Genomic DNA, 22643 nt, shown 5'->3' on the forward strand with positions numbered 1-22643 from the left:
GGGAAAGTCAGTTTGCCGTTTAATTTGATTAATAACTCTTCATTGGAAGTTAAGGCTTTTTGAGGTAAATCGTTGAGATATACCTTGTTTAATCACCATTTACTGCTGGGAATAGTCAGGCAGAAAGTGGTGATTTTTCGTTATGGGATTCATATGAAACCACGGAAGCGCATGCTGATTTTCAATTTCAGTTCCCGGCTCTCTGGTCTTAAAAAGGCTCTTAGAACTTTTGGAATTCTTAAGACATAAAAACATCAGATTTCGTATACAGTAAAACAGATGCAATTTGATAGGACAAGGGTCGACGGTATGTTTAAGCGTACGTGAACGATCACAATACAAAGGAAGTGATTACATGGTTGTTAACGTTTCAGCATGGAGAAAGCTGACAAAACGACAGAGATATTTGATGATCGTCGGACTATATACAGTACAACATTGTGAAATGAAATGACTGGGGCAAGCTGATTCATCAACCTTCTAAAAGTGTTAAAAATTAATAGACTTATAATTTCATCAATGGTATATTTTTCTTGACGCAAATACATTCTAGTTTTTTTATAAATTCAACGAGCAGATGCTTCGCATGATAACTCAAACGGACCGGCGTCAAACGCTCAAAGCTGGTCTGTTTTTTGTGTTCCGGATGAGGCAGAGATCTTAGTATAAGGCTGAAACAATATCAGACAAGGAAGCGATGACTATGCTTAAGATTGGAATTATCGGCATTGGCTCAATTGCGAGAAAGGCTTATCTTCCGATTTATGCCGGGCTGAGCGGAGTGGAATGCCACTTCTGTACAAGAAACAGAGAGACGCTGGAACAGATTCAAGCCAGTTACCGTTGGACACATTTTTATGATGATCTTGATCGATTAATTGAAAGCGGTGTCGAAGCTGTATTTATTCATGCTGCAACCACGGCACATCCGATGATTATTGAAAAATTGCTGAATAAAGGCATTTCCATCTATACGGATAAGCCAATCGCCGATCATTATGAGACGGCAAAGAGACTGACGGAGATTGCAGAAAATAAAAAAGTACTCCTGATGACCGGTTTCAACCGCCGTTTTGCACCTTATAATCTTGAAGTATCGTCAGTTCCCGAAAAATCGATGATAGTGTATCAGAAGAACCGTGTCAATGATCCGAAAGATATCAGAACGTTCATCTTTGACGATTTTATTCATGTTGTCGATACTGTCCGGTTTCTTTTGGCCAGCCCCATTGATACAATGACTGTTCACGCGACAAAAAACCGGGAGGGTTTCTACACAGAACTTACTGTCGTTTTTCATGCCGGCGGTAGGCTGGCAGTCGCAATAATGAGCAGAAAAAGCGGGGCTAGTCAGGAATTTCTTCAGGTGATGTCACCGCAAAGTGAATATGTTGTCCGTGATCTGTCTTCTATCGAGAGCATTCAAGGGACAGCCAAAACGATTAAACATTTTGGAGACTGGACGCCCATGCTTCATAAACGCGGTTTTGAACAAATCGTCGAGGCTTTCCTTAAAGCGGTCGCTGAGGGCGGCGATGAACCCATAGCCAAACGGGATGCGCTTGAGACGCATCGTATCTGCGAAAAGATCGTTCAGACTATTGAACTCGGAAACAATGAGAAATAGAATGACAGGCAGATCGGGGCGAAAGAGTTTTATTCACGATTCGAGTTCGATATAATTGGGTTGTAAGATTTCTGAAGTTGAGAAGGTGAGTAAAATAGCTGCGATCATCGGATTGTTGATCGGTATCTTGATGGCAGGTTCCGTGATTGTGATCCGGCTTAAAGCATCAAAGAAACCGACAAACGCAAAAAAAATATTGCTTCCGCCGCTCTTTATGTCTACCGGATTTCTAATGTTTATTGAACAGAGCACATGGATTCCTTACTGGGAAGTGATCGTCGCATTTCTGATCGGAACCTTTTTTTCGTTGTTTCTTATTAAAACATCAAGATTCGAGCTGCAGGGCGATGATGTTTATTTGAAACGGTCCAAAGCATTCGCGTTTATCTTGATTGGATTGCTGGTGCTCCGCACAATCATGAAACTCGTTCTGGAACAGAGCGTCAGTCTTCCTCAGACCGCATCGTTTTTCTTTATCCTTGCATTTGGAATGATTTTGCCGTGGCGTTTAACCATGTATATCATGTATCGAAAGCTGGCAAAAGAGCGGGGCGCTGAATCGAATGCGTGAGCAGGCAGTCCCCCGTTTATAACGGGGGTTTCGTTTATTACAGAAGGGAGAGGAGAGCGATGATCAGGATCGGCCTGACAGGATGGGGCGATCATCCAAGCCTCTATGAATCGGAAACACAGGCATCAAAGCTTGAGAGCTACAGCAGCCATTTTCCCATTGTTGAATGTGACAGTTCATTTTATGCAATTTTACCAGAAAAAAATTATGTAAACTGGGCGAAGGAAACCCCCGATAATTTCCAGTTTATAGTTAAAGCTTACCAGGGACTTACCGGGCATCTGCGCGGCAAGTCGAATTTTAAAAATATCGGTGAAATGTTTGACGCTTTTCAAGCATCAATCGGCCCAATGCTTCAGTCGGGAAAATGTGCTGTGATTTTATTTCAATATCCGCCGTGGTTCGACTGTACGAGGAAAAACATCGACAGGCTCAGGTACACTAAAGAAAAAATGAAGGGGATACCCGTTGCTCTGGAGTTCCGGAATCCAAGCTGGTTCTCAGCAGGGATGAAAGAGAAAACGCTGGAGTTTGCGGAAAAAGAAGGATGGATTCACACGGTTTGTGACGAACCGCAGACAGAAACCGGTTCTATTCCAATTGTATCTGCCGCTTGGGGAGATCGGGTGCTTGTCCGCATGCATGGGCGAAATACGGCGGGATGGCTGAATCACGGTCCGAACTGGCGCAAGCTGCGCTGCCTTTACCGCTATAACAGAGCTGAACTTGAGGAATGGAAATCGCGCTTAATTGATCTCGAGAGGAAGGCAAAGGACGTTTATGTCCTGTTTAATAACAATTCCGGAGGGGACGCAGCGGATAATGGAAAGCAAATGATTCGTCTGCTTGGGATCAATTACTCCGGACTCGCTCAGAAACAGCTCGGTTTTTTTGAAGTGTAAGAAGTGTTCTGATTCCGCCTAGAAATAGTGTACACCATTACGTCTAGTTGTCTAGACATTATGTTATTATTCATGCTAAAATGAAAGAAAAAGGGGAGCGAGAGAAATGGCGAAAAGCGTTAACGGTTGCTCTATTTATTCCGAACATGACTGGATCAGAAATGGGAGCCTGGCATTTGATGATGGGAAAATTATTTCGGTTGGTCGGTCGCTGAATCTTAGTGAAGATGAGGCTTATCACTTTCCATCTGAATTTAAGTGTATTCCCGGGATGATTGATATGCACATTCACGGTGCAAACGGTGCGGATACAATGGACGCCACTCCCGAAGCACTGCGCACGATAGCTGAGGCACTTCCCGAAGAAGGGACGACTTCATTTCTTGCAACGACCATCACTCAATCCAAGGATGCGATTGAAGCGGCACTGAAAAATGCATCGAATGTGATTGGGCATCAGAAGGCGGGCGAAGCGGAAATACTCGGTATTCATCTTGAAGGCCCTTTTATCAGTAGTGAAAAGGCGGGAGCGCAGCCGAGCGAGTATATTACGGATCCCGATGTCGAGTGCTTTGACAAGTGGCAGGAACTTACGGGAAATAAAATAAGAGAAGTCACTCTGGCACCTGAACTTAACGGCGGGCTGTCTATGATCCGGCATCTCGCCGACCGGGGGGTTGTCGCTTCGATCGGACACAGCAACGGCACCGATGAGGATGTCCTGAGGGCCATTGACGCGGGGGCAACACAGGTCACTCACGTATACAACGGCATGAGGGGCATGCATCATCGTGAGCCCGGTATCCTCGGCGGCGCACTGCTGCATCATGAACTTTATACCGAACTGATTGCCGACGGCCGCCATGTTTGCCAGGGTATGGTCAATCTTGCCTATAAACTGAAGGGCAGCGACCGGATGATTCTGATCACGGATGCGATGCGGGCAAAATGCCTGAAGAACGGTGTTTATGATTTGGGCGGGCAGAAAGTGCACGTTAAGGACGGACTCGCTGTTTTGTCATCGGGAACGATCGCCGGCAGTGTATTGAAAATGGATCAGGCCTTAAGAAATATGCTGTCCTTCACTGATGCGACCCTTGAAGATATTGTTCAGATGGGCGCAATCAACCCTGCAATCCAGTGCGGCGTATTCGATCGGAAAGGCTCGCTTGAGCCCGGCAAGGACGCGGATTTTATTATTCTGGATGGGAACAATCAATTAGTGATGACTGTTTGCAGTGGCATAGTATCTTATCAAAAAGAAAGGACTGTAGGACGATGAAAATACTGACTGTAGCTGATCAAGAGGAAATGAGCCGCAGAGCGGCAGAAATGATCATTGATCTTGTTCGTTTGAAACCTTCCGCCGTGCTCGGGCTTGCAACGGGGGGCACACCGGAAGGAACCTACCGCCTCCTGGCTCTCGATCATCGGAAAAACGGGACGGATTATCGTGAAGTCCGTACGGTAAATCTGGATGAATACGCGGGGCTGAAGCCTGAAGATCCGAACAGCTATCATACTTATATGGAGACCCATTTTTTCCAATATGTCAATATCCCTTCAGAACAGCATTTTCTTCCGGACGGGACTGCCGCTTCACTGAATGAAGAATGCGAAGACTATGATCGCTTGATCGACAATCTGGGCGGTGTCGATCTTCAGTTGCTTGGAATTGGCAGAAACGGACATATCGGATTTAATGAACCCGGCACCGCTTTTAATGCCGGCACGCATGTCGTTAAACTTTCAGAATCGACGCGGCAGGCCAATGCGCGATTCTTTGGAAGCGTGCAGGAAGTTCCCGAAAGGGCGATAACCATGGGCATCGGTACCATATTGAAAAGCAGGGCCATCCTCCTGCTCGTTTCGGGGCCAAGTAAAGCTGAAGCGATGAGCAGGCTTCTAGCCGGATCGGAACCGGATTCCAACTTTCCGGCATCGGCTCTGATCAGTCATCCGAACGTGACTGTCATTGCAGACGCAGCTGCAATCTCTGCCGCAAAAAGGAAAGTGGGGAGCGATGCATGATTGATCGGCGGTCACCGGTCCCGATGTACTATCAGATTGAAAAATATATCGAGGATTTAATCGAAAACAAAAATTTAAAGCAGGGAGACCGCATCCCCTCCGAACGTGAATTCACGGAACAGTTCCAGGTTTCAAGAATGACCGTTCGCCAAGCTGTCATGGATCTGGTCAATGCCGGGATTCTTCTGCGCAGGAAGGGCAAAGGAACTTTCGTTTCCGGGCAGCGAAAGATCGAAAAGTCGCTGAATGGATTGAGCGGTTTTTCAGAAGATATGATCAATCGCGGTATGAAACCCGACAGCAAGCTCCTTGATTTTCAAAAAATACGTCCGCCGGCAAGTGTAGTCAAACGACTTTCACTTGGGGAAGGAGAAGAGGTTTATGCAATAAAAAGGACGCGCCTCGCCGACGATCGTCCGATGGCCATTGAAACGACATTCATTCCTGCCAGCTTGGTTCCAGGTCTGACCAGACAGGCGTCTAACCAGTCCCTGTATGATTACATTGAAAAAGAATGCGGACTGACTATCGACCATGCCGATCAATCTTTGGAAGCTGTTCTTGTCACTGCGGCAGAAGCGGCCATTCTTGATGTTCCGAAAGGGTCCCCTGTACTGCTTATTGAGCGCTGCGCCTACCTTGCGGGCGGTAAGACGCTGGAATATACCAGGTCTCTTTATCGGGCTGACCGCTATAAGTTCATGATTCGCCTGCCAAGAGAATAAAAAGGAATATAAGGGGTTAATTGACGATATTGATAAGAAAAACTTATCGTTCCAGATAATATAATAAAAATTTACTTATTTACAAGATTCATTTAATATAGTATTAGAAACGGTTGTTTTGAGAGTCAAATTATAGAGAGGGTGACAAGATGGCAACAGTGACAGAAAAAAAAGCTGCCAGGCAGAAGGATTTGTTTAACGCCCGTAGGAAGTTTTCAAGCAGCGGAAAAACATATTATTTTTACAAACTGGATGCATTGGAGAATTTCGGAGATCTCGAACGTTTGCCTTATTCAATTAAGGTTCTATTGGAAGCGGTTTTACGCCAGTGCGATGGAACGGTCATTAAAAAGGAACACGTGGAAAATCTTGCAAAATGGGGAACAGCGGAATTAAATAAGAGCATCGACGTTCCGTTTAATCCAGCCCGTATTATTTTACAGGATTTTACCGGAGTCCCTGCCGTTGTCGATCTGGCCTCCCTGAGAAAAGCGATGGCCGATATCGGCGGCGATCCTGAAAAAATCAATCCGGAGAAACCGGTGGATCTTGTTGTGGACCATTCGGTTCAAGTCGATCGTTTTGGCACGAACGGCGCTTTGAAATTCAATATGGAACGGGAATTTGAAAGAAACGGAGAACGCTACAGATTTCTTAAATGGGCACAGAAATCATTTGAAAATTTCCGGGCGGTTCCTCCAGCCACCGGCATTGTGCATCAGGTCAATCTCGAATATCTGGCGTCGGTTGTTCGCACCGAGACAGAGGAAGGAGGCAGTCTGATCGCTTTTCCGGATACACTCGTCGGAACAGACTCACACACAACGATGATTAACGGAATTGGCGTTCTCGGCTGGGGCGTAGGCGGAATTGAAGCCGAAGCCGGCATGCTCGGCCAGCCTTCTTATTTTCCCGTTCCCGATGTTATAGGGATCAGAATTACCGGGAGCCTGCCCGAAGGAACAACGGCAACGGATCTTGCGTTGAAGGTGACCCAGCTGCTTCGCGAAGAGAGCGTTGTCGGAAAGTTTGTCGAGTTCTTCGGGCCAAGCCTCTCGCATATGTCACTCGCGGATCGGGCGACAATTTCAAATATGTCTCCCGAGAACGGTGCCACGGCGACTTTCTTCCCGGTTGATCAAGTCACTCTGGATTATCTCAGACTGACAGGGCGTCCTGAAGAACAGGTGCAGCTCGTTGAAGATTACTGCAAGGAAAACGGTTTGTTCTACACGCCAGCAGCAAAGGATCCGAATTTTACCAAGGTAATCGAATTGAATCTGTCGGAGGTGCAGCCGTCACTGGCAGGCCCCAAACGTCCCCAGGACAGAATTCAGCTGACGAAACTGAAAGATGAATTTGAAGCTTCGCTGACCCGTGCCGCTGGCAATCATGGATTCGGATTGGACGCCGGTGAAATCGGTAAAAAAGCGACGGTCGACTATCCGGACGGAAGCAAAACAATTCTGGAAACCGGTGCCGTTGTCATCGCGGCAATTACAAGCTGTACTAATACAAGCAATCCGAGCGTCATGATCGGAGCGGGCCTCGTTGCGAAAAAGGCGGTTGAGAAGGGGCTCAAAGTTCCCAGCTATGTCAAAACAAGCCTCGCACCGGGATCAAAGGTGGTTACGGATTATCTGGCTGAAGCGGGACTGACGCCTTATCTTGAAAAACTGGGCTTTAATGTCGTCGGTTATGGCTGCACGACATGTATCGGCAATTCGGGTCCTCTTCCTGAAGAGGTCGAGAAGGCTATTGTTGATCATGACATGACGGTTTCAGCGGTTCTTTCCGGCAACCGCAACTTTGAAGGGCGGATTCATCCGCTGATCCGGGCCAACTACTTGGCCTCACCGCCGCTTGTTGTCGCGTTTGCGCTTGCCGGGACTGTTCATTTCGATATGATGCACGATTCTTTCGGAAAAGACAAAGACGGTCATGACGTATATTTCAAAGACATCTGGCCGTCCCGCGATGAAATTGCGGAAGTCATGGGCCGGTCTGTCAATCCGGAAATGTTTAAAAAGGAGTATTCCCGCGTATTCAGCGAGAATCAGCGCTGGAATGCCATTCAGACGAGCGAGGGCGAACTGTATGAATGGGATCCGGATTCAACCTATATTCAGAACCCGCCGTTCTTTGAAAATCTATCTGCCGATCTAAATGAAATCAGGCCGCTTGAGAATCTGCGTGTCATTGGAAAGTTCGGGGATTCCGTAACAACGGATCACATTTCTCCGGCCGGTGCTATTGCCCAGAAAAGCCCTGCGGGACAGTACCTGCTCGGAAAAGGCGTTCAGCGTTATGACTTTAACTCATACGGTTCGCGGCGCGGCAATCACGAAGTGATGATGCGCGGGACGTTCGCGAATGTCCGGATCCGCAATCAGATAGCTCCCGGAACGGAGGGCGGCTTTACGACGTATTGGCCGACGGGAGAAGTGATGACGATTTACGATGCGGCGATGAAATACAAACAGGATGGAACCGGACTGATTGTATTAGCTGGGAACGATTACGGAATGGGCAGTTCACGGGACTGGGCCGCAAAAGGTACAAATCTTCTCGGTATCAAAGCTGTTATTGCGCAAAGTTTTGAACGGATTCACCGCAGCAATCTGGTCATGATGGGCGTTCTGCCGCTGCAATTCAAGAAAGGGGACAGCGCCGATTCGCTTGGACTGACCGGGAAAGAGGCCATTAGTATCAGCCTGGATGAACGAGTTAAGCCTGGGCAGACACTACAGGCAAAAGCGGTTTCCGAAGACGGGAAAGTAATACCTTTCGAGGTGGCCGTTCGTTTCGACAGCGAAGTTGAAATCGATTATTATCGTAACGGCGGTATTCTGCAAACTGTTTTGCGTCGAAAGCTGAAGGAAAATGGATAATTTTCTCCCGGTGTGTATGTTTTTTGCATGAGCGGGCAAAATAATAAACGAAGAAGACAACAGGTGCTTATAGACATTCGAATGGTTAATCAGAGAGAGGATTTCCATTGGAAAGATTCAATGTGTCCTTTGTGCCTTTGAAAAAAGCGTCTCTGAACATGATGATTCGAAAAGCCTGAATCAGCGTCTTCAGTCTTCTTCATTAAGGGACTGTCCATAAGGACAGTCCCTGTTCCTGTATATAAAAAAGGAGTGAGGGGGCAAAGCCGCTCACTCCTTTTTTATCCAAGCAGAGCATGTTCTTTACATTTTTTCGGGAAGAAAGTAAAGAAAAGCGATCAAAGCTCTCAAGCCGCGGTCAAAGTTGACAAGGTGAAAATGTTCGTTTGGTGCGTGAAAATTTTCACTGTCCAGTCCAAAACCCATGAGGACGGGTGCAAGTCCGAGTTTATCGTGAAAAGTGTTAACGATGGGAACGGATCCTCCCTGACGTGAAAAAACCGGTTTAAGCCGGAAGGCATCTTCAAGTGCGGCGTCTGCCGCTTTTAAAGCCGGATGGTCGAGCGGCATGACGAAGGGCTCGGCATGATCCATTAGAACGACATCCAGCTTTACTCCGACCGGAAGATGTTTTTCAAAATGTTTTTTAAGCAGGCTGCCAATCACTTCAGGATCCTGATCCGGAACAAGACGGCAAGTAATCTTTGCCGTTGCGGTCGAAGGAATGACGGTTTTCAGTCCTTCCCCCTGAAATCCGCCAAAGAGACCATTCAGTTCGAGCGTCGGGCGCGCCCAGATCCTGGCTACCGTCGAATAACCCTCTTCACCATAAAGAGCGTTGAGATCAAGCTGTTTCATCAGGGCTTTGTCATCCGAAAGCTTTTCACACGTCGCACGCTCTTCGCTGCTTAGCGGCCGGACCTGATCGTAAAAACCGTTTACCGTTACCTTGCCCGTCTTATCGTCGTGCAGCGTGGCAAGAAGTTCAACCATCGCATGCAAAGTGTTCTGAACCGCTCCACCGTAGACCCCCGAATGCAGATCACCGTTTGCCCCCTGGAGCCGGACTTCCAGGCCGCAAAGACCGCGCAGGCCGTAACATACCGCAGGCTGATCCAGCCCGACCATGGTCGTGTCTGAGACAAGCAGCACATCGGCTTTTAAAAGATCGAGATGGTCATCAACAAAATCGTTGAGGTGAGCGCTCCCAATCTCTTCTTCCCCCTCAAAAAAGAATTTAATGTTCACAGGCAGCTCTTTTTTTACGGCGAGAATGGATTCGGCCATCTTGGCCAGCATGAAAACCTGTCCCTTATCATCACTGCAGCCTCGTGCGTAGATAATATTATTCTTAATCACGGGCTTGAACGGTTCGGTTTTCCATTTGTCAATCGGATCGACAGGCTGGACATCGTAGTGTCCGTAAACAAGAACGGTCGGCTTTCCCTCCGCTTTCAAATAATCGCCATATACCACCGGATGACCCGCCGTTTCCATGAGCCGGACATGGTCCATGCCTCCGTTTTTCAGATCGCCGGCCAGCCATTCAGCCGCCCTTCTTACATCGGCCTTATGCGTCGAATCTGAACTTATACTTGGAATGGAGAGAAAATCGGTCATTTGTTTCAAATAAAGCGAACGATTTTTTTCCAAATAAGAATTAATTTGTTCATCCATGGAAAAGCCTCCTAACATTAATCTGACTTCTTTATTGTATCAGATAGTTTTGTTTCGTGATAAACAGAAATACCGGCAATTGGAGAGGGTTTAATAAATGAAATACAGGGAAAAATATAAATATAATAAAGTATTCACATATTTTACAAAAAGTATGTTTAAAGCTTTATGCTGAAAATGTAGAATGAGTAGTGAAAGGTGGGGAGAACGGTGAAAAGAAAAAATACTTTCAAAGACCTGGTTTTGAAAAACAAATCTGAAATTCTTCGAAATGAAAAAGCATTGGAAAAAATTGAAGAAAAAATTGATCAAAGGCATGTCATAAAATAAAAGCGATCAAAAAAAACAGCGGCAACCCGCTGTTTTTTTGTTGTCCTGTTTTCAAAAATAAATCCTATCTGCCGATCCACCCTGTGCTAAAATGGTATCGACTCGAATTTTATATCCGCAAAAAGAAAAAAGCTATCTTGAGGGGAGAGATCAGCCAATTGATAATGCGACATATTGTCGTCATACCTTTTCAGGATGAATGGAAACAAGCTTATGAAAGGGAAGCCGGCCGGCTTTCGCACGTTCTAAGTCCTGTAATCGCCGCCATTCATCATATTGGCAGTACAGCGATTCCGGGCGTGGCTGCAAAACCGACAATTGATATTCTTGCAGAGGTCAGCGATCTTAATGAGGTTGATAAAAAAAACGAGCCGATGTCGAAGATCGGTTATGAGGCATTCGGTGAATACGGCATCAAAGGGCGACGCTACTTTTGCAAAACGGATGCGGAGGGCAGCCACCTCGTTCATGTCCACGTTTTTGCAGCTGGCACGGAAGAAGTGATCCGTCATCTTGCCTTCCGCGATTATTTGGCGACGCATAAGGAGGATGCAGACTTTTACAGTGCGCTGAAACAGGAGCTTGCGTCTCAGTTTCCAAACGACATTCAGAGCTATTGTATCGGAAAAGATGCGGCCGCTGAAAAAATCGAGAAACTGGCATTGCAATGGTGGTATAGCGAATAAAGAGAAAGGGTTAGAGGGGTGCAGAACGATTAAGAAGACTGTCATACTTATCATAGCGCTCCTGGCGCTGATCTCCGCCGGGAGCTATGGAATCTATCACTATTCATCGCACCAGAAAACAGCTCCGCAGCAGAAAAAAAAGCCGATGCTGTCTTATCGGATCACGGCTCTTGGCGATTCGCTGACCGAAGGCGTTGGCAGCGAGGCAAGCAATGGCTATGTCGGATTGACGGCAGCGTCTCTCAAAAGTCAAAAGAATGTTAAATCGGTCTCATTTAAAGATTTCGGACATGTCGGAGACACATCGGGAGATTTGTTAAAAGTGCTGAAACGGCCGGATGTCGCGGAGAACATCAGGCAGTCGAATACGATATTTCTGACGATCGGGGGCAATGATCTCGTTCACGTTCTGAGAGATAACTTCATGGATTTGCAGCCGCGTGATTTTTCAGCACGGGAAAAAATATTTTCTTCAAATCTGAATGAGATTTTTACCGAAATACGCCGGCTGAATCCTTACGCCCCTATATTTTTCTTCGGCTTGTACAATCCGTTTGAAAACTATCTTGGCAACGCAAACCGGGATTTTGTTCCAATTCTCAATCAATGGAATAACAACAGCCGGGCGATTGCCGGAAAGTTTAATCATATTGCTTTTATACCGACATTTGATATTTTTCGCGGTAAAGGGCAGTCCCTTCTGTACGAGGATCATTTTCACCCGAATAAAGAAGGTTATATCAGACTGTCTTCACGGCTGCTGCAGTTCATGACAAAGAATCCATAATGTTTCAGGGAACGGATGCGTTGGGAAAGGCATTGTTTGTTTCGAATATAGAGAATATACTATCTTCATAAGAAGAAAAAATTTATCATTCAATGAGGGGGATTGGGCTGTGCCGACGATTTTATATCAGGATCAGTTTTTGTCGCGGGATCAGGGGAAAGTAGATATGGAGGACAGAGGCTACCAGTTCGGAGACGGTATTTATGAAGCAATCAGGGTCTATGGCGGCCGTTTGTTTTTACTTGACTTGCATATGAAACGGCTGGAGAGGAGCGCAAGGGAATTGAGGCTCCAATTGCCGTACAGTATCGACCATCTGACAGATAATCTAAGAACGCTGATCGCAAAAAATCAGATTGACGACGGACTCGTTTATTTTCAAATCACGCGCGGCGCCGCTCCCCGTCAGCATCTTTTTCCGGAAGAAACGGAAAGTGTACTGACAGGTTCTGCAATCAGCCTGTCGCGTGAAGATGCGTTGAGACCGGATGGGATAAAAGCGAGTCTGATTGATGACATCCGCTGGCTGCGATGCGATATTAAGACGCTTAATCTTCTTGGGAACGTGCTTGCGAAGCAGAAGGCCCACGAACAAGGTTCCGAAGAGGCGATTCTCCATCGTGGGGACACGGTTACCGAAGGATCGTCCTGTAATGTGTTCATTGTAAAAGAGGGACGGCTGATCACTCATCCCGCAGACCACTTTATTTTGAACGGCATCACACGCCTTTTTGTACTCGATCTGGCAGAGAGACTGGACATTCCTGTTCAGGAACGGCTCTTTTCAACAGAAGAGCTCCTTTCGGCTGATGAAGTTTTTATTACCAGTACCGGTGCTGAAGTCAAACCGGTTGTCCAGATCGGCGATCAGCTCATTGCGGGAGGCCGGCCGGGTGTGATTGCCGGGCGGCTGATGGATGCATTTGATAAGGAGGTTACACGGATCAGGACAGCAGCTTTGTCCTGATACGCCGGGCGTAACTCTTTTCTCGTTTATAGGTCCAAGCTAGAAGCGGACGGTATAAATCGATGTATTAAAAGGAGGTCTAACATTCCCGGGAATAAAACGATCCGGAACTGTTAAACCTCCTAATTGTATAGAGCAGATTATTCTGTTCTTGTCAGCGGCCACCAGTGAAAGCCGTCTTTTGCCAGAAGCTCATTCGCTGATACAGGACCCATGGACCCCGCTTCATAGCGATCAAGCGGCAACTGTTTTTCCGACCAGGATGCAACGATCGAATCCATTAACGACCAAGAATAGGCAACTTCATCCCAGCGGGTAAAATTAGTCGAATCGCCTTTCAGGCAATCCGCCAGCAGCCGTTCATAGGCGTCGGGTGTATTGCCCACATTCGCACAATTATTGCAGAACTTCATTGAGATCGGCATTGTATTCCCTGTTTCGTTGAACTGTTTAACGTTCAGCTTCAGGGACAGACCTTCGTCTGGCTGAACATGGATAACGAGAAGATTGGGTTCTGCATCATTCAAGTGGTAAAAATATGGATTTTTAGGATTGTCTTTAAATTGAATGACAATTTCCGTGGATTTTGCTGTCATTCGTTTTCCCGTACGGATATAAAATGGAACGCCGGACCAGCGATAATTATCGATGAAAAAACGGGCGGCGACAAATGTTTCCGTGTTCGAATTTTTATCGATTTTTTCTTCATCGCGGTAGGCGCACACTTCCGTACCATCGGACATCATCCCGCCGATATACTGTCCGCGGACAACCTGGTCGGAGACCTTTTCGGCCGACACGGGCCGGATCGACTGGATGACCTTGACCTTTTCATAACGGATTTCTTCCGTTTCAAACCGGCTTGGCGGCTCCATCGCTGTCAGTGCGATCATCTGCATGATGTGATTCTGAACCATGTCCAGAAGAGCACCTGTTTGATCGTAATAACTTGCCCGTTCGCCCACACCGAGTGTTTCGCTTAATGTGATTTGCACATTGGAAATGTACCGGTGATTCCAGACGGACTCAAAGATCGGGTTTGCAAATCGAAGAGCCTCGATATTCTGGACCATTTCTTTTCCGAGATAGTGATCGATCCGGTAGATTTCTTTTTCATCAAAGACCTGCAGCAGGTCGTTATTCAGTTTTTCAGCTGACATAAAATCATGCCCGAAAGGCTTTTCGATAATGAGATGTTTCCATCCTGATGTCTCGGTTAAACCGGCATTCTTCAGATTTTTTGCTGCAAGTCCGAAAAAACGCGGTGCAAGAGACAGATAAAAGATTCGGTTTCCTTGCAATAAGTATTGCTTGTCAAGGCGATCGCTTAACTCTTTGAGGACGCCAAAGTTCTCGGGGTGTTCGATATCAAGTGAAAGATAGTAAAAGCGATCCAGAAAGCCCTTGCGCTCCCCGGATTGTTCGGGCAGCGTATCACTGATCAAACGCCGGTAAGATTCGTGAGTATGTGGACGCCTTGCCAGTCCGATCACAGCAAAATCCTGATTTTTTTGATAAAGCTGGTAAAAAGCCGGATAAAGCTTTCGCCGGGCCAGGTCGCCGGTAGCCCCGAACATAAAAATAAGCGTTGGCTGTTTCTGTATTTCCATCATAGAAAGTGTCCCTCATTCCTCTTTCTGAATCGGTTCAATGTTATCGCACGTATCAAATAATGTGTTACACTTAAATATACCATGATTAACCGGATTATCAAATAATCATGCTCGAAATCCAAAAAAAAGTAAATCAGAACCGTTTTGATAAAAAGGAAATACTTCAATTCGTTGCATTTCATTTCTGTACATGTTATGGTGAAATTATGTGTTTAGGCAATCATAAGGATGGAAGAGGTTTGCTTTTGAAAATGAAGATAATGTTTGCTCAATTCTTGGTAGGCATTTTCCGTCCATTATCGCGGAGGATGCCTAATCATTTCTAAAATAAAACTGAATGTATTAAAAAAAGGAGACTTTATTGCTTAATGAAATTTTCAGAACTTGAAGTTAGTGAAGAAATAAGGAAAGCGACCGACAGGATGGGTTTCACTGAGATGACCCCTATTCAGGAACAGGCGATTCCAGTGGCCAAGACCGGTGTCGATCTGATTGGACAGGCACAGACGGGAACGGGAAAAACAACGGCATTCGGTATCCCGATGATCGAATCTGCAGATCCTTCCAATTATGATATTCAGGGCGTCGTCATCACACCGACACGCGAGCTTGCCATCCAGAATGCACAGGAACTGAACGCACTCGGCTATTATAAAAAAGTCAGAACAGCCGCGATTTACGGAGGACAGGACATTCAAAGACAAATCCGCGATTTGAAGAAACGTCCAAGCATTATTTCCGCAACTCCGGGCCGTCTGCTGGATCACATCAAACGCCGTACGATTCGGCTGGATCAGATTAAAATTATCGTTCTTGATGAAGCCGATGAAATGCTGAACATGGGATTCATTGACGATATTCATGAGATTCTTGAGAATACCCCTGAAGAACGGCAGACGCTGCTTTTTTCAGCGACGATGCCGCGTCCGATTCAGGTTCTTGCCGAAAAATTTATGCGCGATCCGAAAAAGGTTCAGATTAAGGCCAAAACATTAACGGTTTCTTTGATTGAACAGAACTTTGTGAAGGTAAAGGAACCGGATAAGTTTGATGCGTTAACCCGGTTTCTTGATATTCAAATGCCTGAGCGTGCGATTGTGTTCGGACGGACGAAACGCCGGGTTGACGAATTGATGCGCGCTCTTCAAAAGCGGGGGTATGAGGCGGAAGGCATTCACGGTGATCTGACACAGTCCAAACGGGATCTTGTGCTTCGCCGCTTCAAGCAAAACGAAGTCAAACTGCTCGTTGCGACCGATGTTGCAGCCCGCGGTCTTGATATCAGCAATGTGACACATGTCTACAACTTTGATCTTCCGCAGGATCCGGAAAGCTATGTCCATCGCATTGGGCGTACCGGGCGTGCCGGTAAAACGGGTCTTGCGCTCACATTCATTACGCCGAACGAATTCCCGCATTTACGGTCGATCGAACGTTTGACGAAACAACCGATGAAACAGGTCAGTGCCCCAAGTTACGAGGAGGCACTTGCGGGACAGCAGAAAGTAGCTGTTGATACACTGCGGAGTTCTTTAGAGAAGGACAATTATCATGCTTATGAAGCAAAGGCGCAAGAGCTGCTTTCCAACAATGATGCGGAAGATGTGGTTGCCGCTGCTTTGAAGGTATTAACAAAAGAACCGGATACAACGCCGGTACGTCTGACACGGGAAGCACCATTAATGGTCAAACGGAACAGCCACCATTCTCAGCAGCATGGCAGCAGAGGCAAGGGCTTTTACAGCCGATCCCGGGAATTTGAACATCGTCAGAACAGTGGTTACCGTGGAAGAGGCAGACAACGTTCTCAGCATTTTTGAAACAAACGGAATGAAACTTTGACGGGTGACCGCCATAATAGAGTAATAAAAAGGAGGAGCAGATCTGCTCCTCCTTTTTATTACTCTAAAGGAACTTTTTTCTAAATTATTGGAAAAGTTAAAAGAAAATAATTGAAAATGGTTGTAACTTTCAGATAAATAGTGCATAATGGTTAAAAGTGCAAAGGGGGGCAATTAAGATGAACAACGATCACTCTTTCCAACAGAATACAAAGGCGCTTGTTCTTTACAAAGAACAACAAGCGAAGGTCTCAGTAGTCGAAATGTATGCCCAAATGATCCTGGATGAAATGGAATTTAATCAAAAAGTAAAGCAGCTTCAGTCGGCGATTGATGCAAGCCTCGATTCTAAGGATAAAGCACAGTTTATGAAACTAACGGAGGAATATAAGGCATTGAAGCGCTGATTTTCCGCGCAAACCTGTATGAATAGATTTAAAAAGAAACGTCCGCCTGCCAGTAAAACAAACCGGCAGGATCCTTTTGAGACTGTTATTAAAACGACATAGAAAAAGAACCCTTATGAGGGTTCTTTTTCATATGTCCGGAATACCGGCGGATTTGAAAACGGTCAGGACTTGGCACGTTTACGACGCCGGCGGGCCGGCCATTCTGCCAGCAACATGCCGGCAAGAATCAGGGTACAGCCCACGAGTTCACTTCCTCCCAGCCGTTCGTGCTGAATCAGGACGGAAGTCCATGCTGCAAACACCGGCTCCATGATGAAAATAATCCCAACATGTGTCGCGGGTGTTTCTTTCTGCAACGCGGTTTGCAGCAGAAAAGCAAAAGCCGTCGCAAAAAGTGCCATGAATAAGACAACGGAAAGAACATCAGGAGCTGTCAATTGAGGAACGGCAAAGATCCGCTTACCGTCTGCGGCCAGACCAGATGCAAAACTTAGGAAGGCGACAACGGTCAGCTGGACAATCGTCAGAGAAAGACTGTCAAATTGTTCAGTTACTTTTGCAGTGAAGATAATATGGCACGCAAAAGCTGCTGCGCAGATCAGAACGATCAGATCCCCGCGATTCAATGTGAACTGGCCCCGGGTTGTCAGAAAAAAAAGACCGATTGCCGCAAAAACGACCCCGATAATTACAGGCGGCGAGGGTACTTTGCTTAAAAATAGCGAGGAAAGTACAGGAACAAGTACGACACTGAGCCCCGTGATGAAGGCAGCGTTTGATGCCGATGTGTATAGCAGCCCGATTGTTTGACAAGCATAGCCGATAAATAATAGGGTCCCAAGTACGCTGCCGGAGACAATCAGTCTGGGGGAACAGCGAAAGGCCGGCCTTTCGCGCCTTTTGGCCAAGAATTGCCATCCTGCAAGAAAAAAGGCGGCAATAAGAAACCGCCAGGCGTTAAATGTCAACGGAGTCAGTTTGTCCAGTACATTTTGAACAATAATAAATGTTGTGCCCCAGACGAATGTAATGCCTAGTAATAAAGTGTCTGCTGCGAGTACGCGTTTGAGGGTCACTGATGATCACACTCTTTATCGGATAAAGTCTGTTGCTTGTGAATCGCTTGCCGTGCAAGCGAATCCGCGTTATAATTCTGCTGGTCCGGGATCCACTTGCAGAAAAAAAGATCGAATTGTTCGATGAGTCCGAGCGCTTCATGAAGGTAGCGGTCGTAAATGCTTTTTTTGACGTAACGTTTCTCCAAAGCCTGATCGACCAATTGCGAATCAGTCCGGAAAGAAACCGACAGATAGCCTTTGTCAAGGCAAAAACGGAGTGCTGCAACGAGTGCCGCAAACTCCGCTTCATGGTTGCTTGACAAAATGCCGAGCGGGAACGAATGTCTCACCTCGTCTCCGCCATTCAATTTTATGTACAATCCTCCGCCTGCAAGTCCGGGATTGCCGCTTGCTGCCCCATCAAAAGAAACTTCAATCAATCGATGCCCACCCCGCTTATTCAGCTTCACATGATGACACTAGCATACAACAAAAACCCCTCCAATAAAAAGCGGTAATTTTTCTAATCGTTCATATTTGGATGGCAGACAATATGTTATGATGAGTATATTAATTATTTTTCGGATGGGTGATCAAACAAAAATGACAAGCAGCACAAAGACGGTAAAATCGGATATTGAAATCGCTCAGGAGGCGGTACTGGCGCCTATCGGTAAAATTGCCGGGGGACTCGGCCTTGATGAGGAGGACTGGGAGCCTTACGGACGCTATAAAGCCAAGGTATCGGCTGATACTTTGAAAAAACTGAACGGTAAAAAGGACGGGAATGTCATTCTGGTGACCTCGATTAACCCGACCCCGGCAGGAGAAGGAAAATCGACAGTAACTGTCGGACTTGGACAGGCGATGAATCGTATTGGGAGAAAGACAGTTATCGCGCTTCGCGAGCCCTCGCTTGGACCGACAATGGGACTGAAAGGCGGAGCCGCGGGAGGGGGCTATTCGCAGGTTGTTCCGATGGAGGACATCAACCTCCATTTTACCGGCGATTTTCATGCGATTACTTCCGCCCATAATGCGCTTGCCGCTTTTCTTGACAATCACATCTATCAAGGCAATGAGTTGAATATCGATCCGCGCCGGATCGTCTGGAAACGTGTCCTTGACCTGAACGATCGCGCACTCCGGCACGTCATCATCGGTCTCGGAGGAAGAACAAATGGGGTGCCTCGTGAAGACGGATTTGATATTACAGTAGCTTCCGAGATCATGGCCATTCTGTGCCTTTCGGTGAATCTTGATGATCTCAAAAAGCGTTTAAGTAAGATGCTGGTCGCTTATACTTACGACAACGAGCCGGTTTTTGTCAGGGATCTGAAGGTTGAGGGGGCGCTGACGCTTCTCTTGAAAGAGGCGATCCATCCTAATCTTGTACAGACGCTTGAGAACACACCCGCCTTTGTCCACGGTGGTCCGTTTGCAAATATTGCGCACGGATGCAACAGTGTGCTCGCAACCAAAATTGGAGCTAAACTCGGGGAGTATCTTGTGACTGAAGCGGGTTTCGGCGCGGATCTCGGTGCGGAAAAATTTCTTGATATTACGACGCGCGCCGGTCATATTAAACCGGGTGCCGTTGTCATTGTCGCAACGATACGCGCACTGAAAATGCACGGGGGCATGACAAAGGAAGAATTAAGAAATGAAGATATGGACGCTCTGGCTCGCGGCATGGAGAATCTGGCCTGCCATATCGAGACGATTCAGGCATTCGGTCTTCCTTATGTAATTGCGATTAATCATTTTATATTTGATACGGATCGTGAAGTGGCTTTTGTAAAGGATTGGTGTGCGAAGAACGGTCATCCTGTCGCGCTGGCCAATGTATGGGAAGACGGGGGGAAAGGCGGGGAACAGCTGGCCCGACTGGTTGTTGAAACAATAGAATCTCAAGAAAATCATTTCAAACCGCTTTACGAATTGGATGATTCCGTCGAGGACAAACTATATGCCGTGATCACGAAGGTTTACGGCGGCAAGGGTCTGGAATTATCTCCAAAAGCGCGCAGACAGCTTGTCTCCATCAAGAAAAACGGGTGGGATAAATTTCCAGTCTGTATCGCTAAAACCCAGTATTCGCTTTCAGATAACCCAAAATTGATTGGGCGGCCGAAAGACTTCGTTATTCATGTGCGGGAACTGAAAGTATCTGTTGGTGCGGGTTTCATTGTTGCATTAACAGGAAGCGTGTTGACGATGCCCGGTCTCCCAAAACATCCTGCGGCTTTAAATATGGATGTCGGCACTGATGGCAAGGTGGCCGGTTTGTTTTAATGCATCGTTCCAGGGAACGCCAGATCGGGGAGACGAGTTTGTTTATCATAATGATTTGAATAGAAGGGTATCACAGAGCAGTGCTGTGATATCTTTTCATTTATTTGGCTTGACGTGAGCTTTTCTTTTCGAGCTCGAAAAATGAAATTAAACGCAAGAAGGTGCAAAATGGTATCGGATTTATCAAGAATAACCTCTTATCAGCAAGATGAATCGGTGCAGAAAAGACGCTGGATCATTCTCATCATCCTCAATCTCTTTACCTTTATGTCCACGCTTGATGCGAGCATCGTCAATGTGGCTCTGCCTGACATTTCGCACAGACTTCACCTGCCTATTGCAAACAGCGAATGGGTCGTTACCATTTACCTGATGGTCATCTGTGTGTTCATACTGATGTTTGGACGCCTTGGAGACATGTTCGGCAAAATTATGATTTTCCGAATCGGCACAATTTTATTCATTGCGGGGTCATTGCTCTGCGGGTTCAGCGGGAATCTCCCCTTTCTTTTGGCTGCGAGAGTCGTTCAGGCTGTCGGAGCCTCAATGACAATGGCCAACAACTTCGGCATTGCGACGGATATTTTTCCAGGAAGGGAAAGGGGACGAGCGCTTGGCCTTATCGGCACTTTTGTCTCGCTCGGCGGCATCACCGGACCTGGGCTTGGTGGGTTTATCGTCTATTCGCTCGGATGGAATTATATTTTCTGGATCAACGTTCCAATCGGAATCGTCGTCATTCTTCTTGGCTGGAGAATGCTTCCGAAGGATATTTATCGATCAAAGGGCCGTTTGGATAAAAGCGGTACGCTGATCTTTGCTGCCTTTATCATTCTGCTCTTTACCGGGCTCCTGCTCGGACAGCGATTCGGCTATCAGGACGGTCGGATTATTTCGGCAATTCTTCTTGCTGCAGTTTTGCTGCTTGTTTTTATCATCGTTGAATGGCGCAAAGAGGAGCCGATGCTTCAACTAAAACTATTTAGAAACGGGCTCTTCTCAATAAGTATTATTTGTGCTTTTCTCGTGTTTGTCTCCAATTTTTGTTTTAATATCATTGCTCCTTTTTTTACCCAGGATATTCTGGGGCTGACAGCAAGAGACTCCGGTTTTGTGCTCATGTTTTTTCCGATGGCGATGGCCGTCGCGGCTCCGCTGAGCGGCGCGCTTTCCGATAAAATCGGTTCAGAAGTTCTGACTTTTATCGGACTGATGGTTCTGGTTGCTTCACAGATCGGTCTGGGATTCCTAAACGCGGGGAGCCCTGCGATTTACGTTAGTCTTCTTGTGGCGGTCATGGGGGCTGGTAGCGGCCTTTTTCAATCACCGAATAACTCGCTTGTGATGTCGACGGTCCCTAGATCACAGCTGGGAAGTGCAGGAAGTGTCAACGCACTGATCAGGAATCTGGGCATGATCGTCGGAATCACTTTTGCAACAAGTTTGTTGTTTTTCAGTATGAGTGTGAAAGCAGGCTACCGTGTGACCGGTTTAGTATCCGGGCGGCCGGATATCTTTCTTTATGCGATGCATATTGTCTTTCTGGCTTCAGCAGGTATTTGCATGGTGTCTGCCGTTCTTACAGGTGTCCGTTATATCCATTCAAGAAGAGTGCACGCCCGGATTCATTAATATGAACATGCTTCAAGAGGAAAATGTTGTAAACGGGGGAATAAAATGAATCTGACAAGAACACAGAAAAAGGAGCTGCTCGAAAAACTGCAAAGCTATTATTTTGATGCGAATCATGAACAACTCGGCCTGATCGGGGCCGAGAATCTGCTGACATTTTTCATGAATGAATGTGCGCAGCTGATCTATAATCAGGCACTGAAAGATGCCAGATTCGTTGTTGAACGGCAGTTTTCTTCACTGGAAGAAGAATTGGGTGTACTTGAGAAGAGATGATCCCTATGAGTAAGATGCTCATTAGAAAAAATAAATGATAAAAAAGATTTACAAACGATAATGATAATTATAATCAATTATGATAATACAGCAATAGATCCTTATAAATTAATAATATAGGGATCTATTAGTTTAATTATAAAAAGATAATTATTATACTTGAAACCAAGATTTAGCAGTGCTATTATGTATAGGTTATAAAGCGATTATTTACTTAGCGAATGATTGGATAAATCTATCTTATTTTCTTTAATGATCCAATAAAGAGATCAAAATTCAGAGATTTGTTCTGTGAAGATAATCGGGAAGGATAGTTGGTATTTA

The 22643-nt window shown here is 46.3% G+C and carries 20 protein-coding genes; 16 read left to right on the plus strand and 4 right to left on the minus strand.

Going from position 1 to position 22643, the window contains the following annotated elements:
- Positions 1 to 703: 703 nt before the first annotated feature.
- The 7 genes from IEX81_RS13985 (at position 704) to acnA (ending at position 8747) form a co-directional block, all read left to right on the plus strand.
- On the plus strand, positions 704 to 1627 hold the full coding sequence (locus tag IEX81_RS13985) for a Gfo/Idh/MocA family protein (protein WP_229727628.1): 924 nt from the start codon (positions 704 to 706) through the stop codon (positions 1625 to 1627).
- A 94-nt stretch (positions 1628 to 1721) separates the two neighbouring features.
- Positions 1722 to 2198 carry a CcdC family protein gene (locus tag IEX81_RS13990; protein ID WP_188804538.1) on the plus strand — a complete coding sequence of 159 codons (477 nt, stop codon included), beginning with the start codon at positions 1722 to 1724 and terminating at the stop codon, positions 2196 to 2198.
- Positions 2199 to 2257: 59 nt separating this feature from the next.
- On the plus strand, positions 2258 to 3100 hold the full coding sequence (locus IEX81_RS13995; protein ID WP_188804437.1) for a DUF72 domain-containing protein: 843 nt from the start codon (positions 2258 to 2260) through the stop codon (positions 3098 to 3100).
- Between the two features lie 106 nt (positions 3101 to 3206).
- Positions 3207 to 4382, plus strand: a complete 1176-nt coding sequence (gene nagA, locus IEX81_RS14000; RefSeq protein WP_188804439.1) for an N-acetylglucosamine-6-phosphate deacetylase — start codon at positions 3207 to 3209, stop codon at positions 4380 to 4382.
- Complete coding sequence (gene nagB, locus IEX81_RS14005) at positions 4379 to 5131, plus strand: glucosamine-6-phosphate deaminase (RefSeq protein ID WP_188804441.1); 753 nt, start codon at positions 4379 to 4381, stop codon at positions 5129 to 5131. Before nagA ends, nagB begins: the two co-directional genes overlap by 4 nt.
- A complete protein-coding gene (locus tag IEX81_RS14010; protein ID WP_188804443.1) occupies positions 5128 to 5856 on the plus strand; it encodes a GntR family transcriptional regulator in 729 nt (242 codons plus the stop codon). The genes nagB and IEX81_RS14010 overlap by 4 nt, the downstream gene beginning before the upstream one ends.
- 149 nt (positions 5857 to 6005) lie before the next feature.
- The gene (acnA, locus tag IEX81_RS14015) at positions 6006 to 8747 is read left to right on the plus strand and encodes an aconitate hydratase AcnA (protein ID WP_188804446.1); all 2742 of its coding nucleotides are present in this window, start codon (positions 6006 to 6008) and stop codon (positions 8745 to 8747) included.
- 303 nt (positions 8748 to 9050) lie between these two features.
- Here acnA and IEX81_RS14020 read toward each other — a convergent pair whose 3' ends face one another.
- Positions 9051 to 10424, minus strand: coding sequence for a dipeptidase (locus IEX81_RS14020; protein ID WP_188804448.1), 1374 nt, complete (start codon positions 10422 to 10424; stop codon positions 9051 to 9053).
- Positions 10425 to 10634: 210 nt separating this feature from the next.
- Between IEX81_RS14020 and IEX81_RS14025 the strand changes: the two genes are divergently transcribed.
- The 4 genes from IEX81_RS14025 (at position 10635) to dat (ending at position 13194) form a co-directional block, all read left to right on the plus strand.
- Positions 10635 to 10754, plus strand: a complete 120-nt coding sequence (locus IEX81_RS14025; protein WP_188804451.1) for an FbpB family small basic protein — start codon at positions 10635 to 10637, stop codon at positions 10752 to 10754.
- Positions 10755 to 10918: 164 nt separating this feature from the next.
- Complete coding sequence (locus IEX81_RS14030; protein ID WP_188804540.1) at positions 10919 to 11440, plus strand: GrpB family protein; 522 nt, start codon at positions 10919 to 10921, stop codon at positions 11438 to 11440.
- Positions 11385 to 12227 carry an SGNH/GDSL hydrolase family protein gene (locus IEX81_RS14035; protein WP_188804454.1) on the plus strand — a complete coding sequence of 281 codons (843 nt, stop codon included), beginning with the start codon at positions 11385 to 11387 and terminating at the stop codon, positions 12225 to 12227. The genes IEX81_RS14030 and IEX81_RS14035 overlap by 56 nt, the downstream gene beginning before the upstream one ends.
- Before the next feature lie 109 nt (positions 12228 to 12336).
- A complete protein-coding gene (dat, locus tag IEX81_RS14040; RefSeq protein WP_188804457.1) occupies positions 12337 to 13194 on the plus strand; it encodes a D-amino-acid transaminase in 858 nt (285 codons plus the stop codon).
- Positions 13195 to 13334: 140 nt separating this feature from the next.
- Here the strand turns inward: dat and zwf are convergent, their stop codons facing one another.
- Positions 13335 to 14807: a glucose-6-phosphate dehydrogenase gene (gene zwf / locus IEX81_RS14045; protein ID WP_188804459.1), complete on the minus strand. Its 1473-nt coding sequence runs from the start codon at positions 14805 to 14807 to the stop codon at positions 13335 to 13337.
- A 368-nt stretch (positions 14808 to 15175) separates the two neighbouring features.
- Between zwf and cshA the strand changes: the two genes are divergently transcribed.
- Together cshA and IEX81_RS14055 are read left to right on the plus strand one after the other, a co-directional pair.
- Complete coding sequence (gene cshA, locus IEX81_RS14050) at positions 15176 to 16627, plus strand: degradosome RNA helicase CshA (protein ID WP_188804461.1); 1452 nt, start codon at positions 15176 to 15178, stop codon at positions 16625 to 16627.
- A 200-nt stretch (positions 16628 to 16827) separates the two neighbouring features.
- A complete protein-coding gene (locus IEX81_RS14055; RefSeq protein WP_188804463.1) occupies positions 16828 to 17055 on the plus strand; it encodes an IDEAL domain-containing protein in 228 nt (75 codons plus the stop codon).
- 164 nt (positions 17056 to 17219) lie between these two features.
- Here the strand turns inward: IEX81_RS14055 and IEX81_RS14060 are convergent, their stop codons facing one another.
- Positions 17220 to 18134, minus strand: a complete 915-nt coding sequence (locus IEX81_RS14060; protein WP_188804465.1) for a DMT family transporter — start codon at positions 18132 to 18134, stop codon at positions 17220 to 17222.
- The gene (locus tag IEX81_RS14065) at positions 18131 to 18556 is read right to left on the minus strand and encodes a reverse transcriptase-like protein (protein ID WP_188804467.1); all 426 of its coding nucleotides are present in this window, start codon (positions 18554 to 18556) and stop codon (positions 18131 to 18133) included. Before IEX81_RS14065 ends, IEX81_RS14060 begins: the two co-directional genes overlap by 4 nt.
- Before the next feature lie 163 nt (positions 18557 to 18719).
- Here IEX81_RS14065 and IEX81_RS14070 point away from each other — a divergent pair, with 163 nt between their 5' ends.
- The 3 genes from IEX81_RS14070 to IEX81_RS14080 all read left to right on the plus strand — a co-directional run bounded on the left by IEX81_RS14070 (position 18720) and on the right by IEX81_RS14080 (position 22319).
- Positions 18720 to 20411: a formate--tetrahydrofolate ligase gene (locus IEX81_RS14070; protein WP_188804469.1), complete on the plus strand. Its 1692-nt coding sequence runs from the start codon at positions 18720 to 18722 to the stop codon at positions 20409 to 20411.
- A gap of 168 nt (positions 20412 to 20579) precedes the next feature.
- Positions 20580 to 22043 carry an MFS transporter gene (locus IEX81_RS14075; protein WP_188804471.1) on the plus strand — a complete coding sequence of 488 codons (1464 nt, stop codon included), beginning with the start codon at positions 20580 to 20582 and terminating at the stop codon, positions 22041 to 22043.
- A gap of 45 nt (positions 22044 to 22088) precedes the next feature.
- Positions 22089 to 22319, plus strand: coding sequence for a DUF2164 family protein (locus IEX81_RS14080; protein ID WP_188804473.1), 231 nt, complete (start codon positions 22089 to 22091; stop codon positions 22317 to 22319).
- Positions 22320 to 22643: the final 324 nt, after the last annotated feature.

Origin of the sequence: Sporolactobacillus putidus (assembly GCF_014647035.1) — a bacterium.
GTDB lineage: Bacteria > Bacillota > Bacilli > Bacillales > Sporolactobacillaceae > Sporolactobacillus > Sporolactobacillus putidus.

What these genes read in the sequence shown, in the direction of transcription:
- IEX81_RS14080 (WP_188804473.1), top strand. Translation starts at nt 22,089, where the DNA reads ATGAATCTGACAAGAACACAGAAAAAGGAGCTGCTCGAAAAACTGCAA.
- IEX81_RS14010 (WP_188804443.1), top strand. Translation starts at nt 5,128, where the DNA reads ATGATTGATCGGCGGTCACCGGTCCCGATGTACTATCAGATTGAAAAA.
- IEX81_RS14030 (WP_188804540.1), top strand. Translation starts at nt 10,919, where the DNA reads ATGCGACATATTGTCGTCATACCTTTTCAGGATGAATGGAAACAAGCT.
- IEX81_RS14020 (WP_188804448.1), bottom strand. Translation starts at nt 10,424, where the DNA reads ATGGATGAACAAATTAATTCTTATTTGGAAAAAAATCGTTCGCTTTAT.
- IEX81_RS14070 (WP_188804469.1), top strand. Translation starts at nt 18,720, where the DNA reads ATGACAAGCAGCACAAAGACGGTAAAATCGGATATTGAAATCGCTCAG.
- IEX81_RS14055 (WP_188804463.1), top strand. Translation starts at nt 16,828, where the DNA reads ATGAACAACGATCACTCTTTCCAACAGAATACAAAGGCGCTTGTTCTT.
- acnA (WP_188804446.1), top strand. Translation starts at nt 6,006, where the DNA reads ATGGCAACAGTGACAGAAAAAAAAGCTGCCAGGCAGAAGGATTTGTTT.
- IEX81_RS14075 (WP_188804471.1), top strand. Translation starts at nt 20,580, where the DNA reads ATGGTATCGGATTTATCAAGAATAACCTCTTATCAGCAAGATGAATCG.
- nagA (WP_188804439.1), top strand. Translation starts at nt 3,207, where the DNA reads ATGGCGAAAAGCGTTAACGGTTGCTCTATTTATTCCGAACATGACTGG.
- IEX81_RS13985 (WP_229727628.1), top strand. Translation starts at nt 704, where the DNA reads ATGCTTAAGATTGGAATTATCGGCATTGGCTCAATTGCGAGAAAGGCT.
- cshA (WP_188804461.1), top strand. Translation starts at nt 15,176, where the DNA reads ATGAAATTTTCAGAACTTGAAGTTAGTGAAGAAATAAGGAAAGCGACC.
- nagB (WP_188804441.1), top strand. Translation starts at nt 4,379, where the DNA reads ATGAAAATACTGACTGTAGCTGATCAAGAGGAAATGAGCCGCAGAGCG.
- IEX81_RS14035 (WP_188804454.1), top strand. Translation starts at nt 11,385, where the DNA reads ATGCGGCCGCTGAAAAAATCGAGAAACTGGCATTGCAATGGTGGTATA.
- zwf (WP_188804459.1), bottom strand. Translation starts at nt 14,807, where the DNA reads ATGATGGAAATACAGAAACAGCCAACGCTTATTTTTATGTTCGGGGCT.
- IEX81_RS13995 (WP_188804437.1), top strand. Translation starts at nt 2,258, where the DNA reads ATGATCAGGATCGGCCTGACAGGATGGGGCGATCATCCAAGCCTCTAT.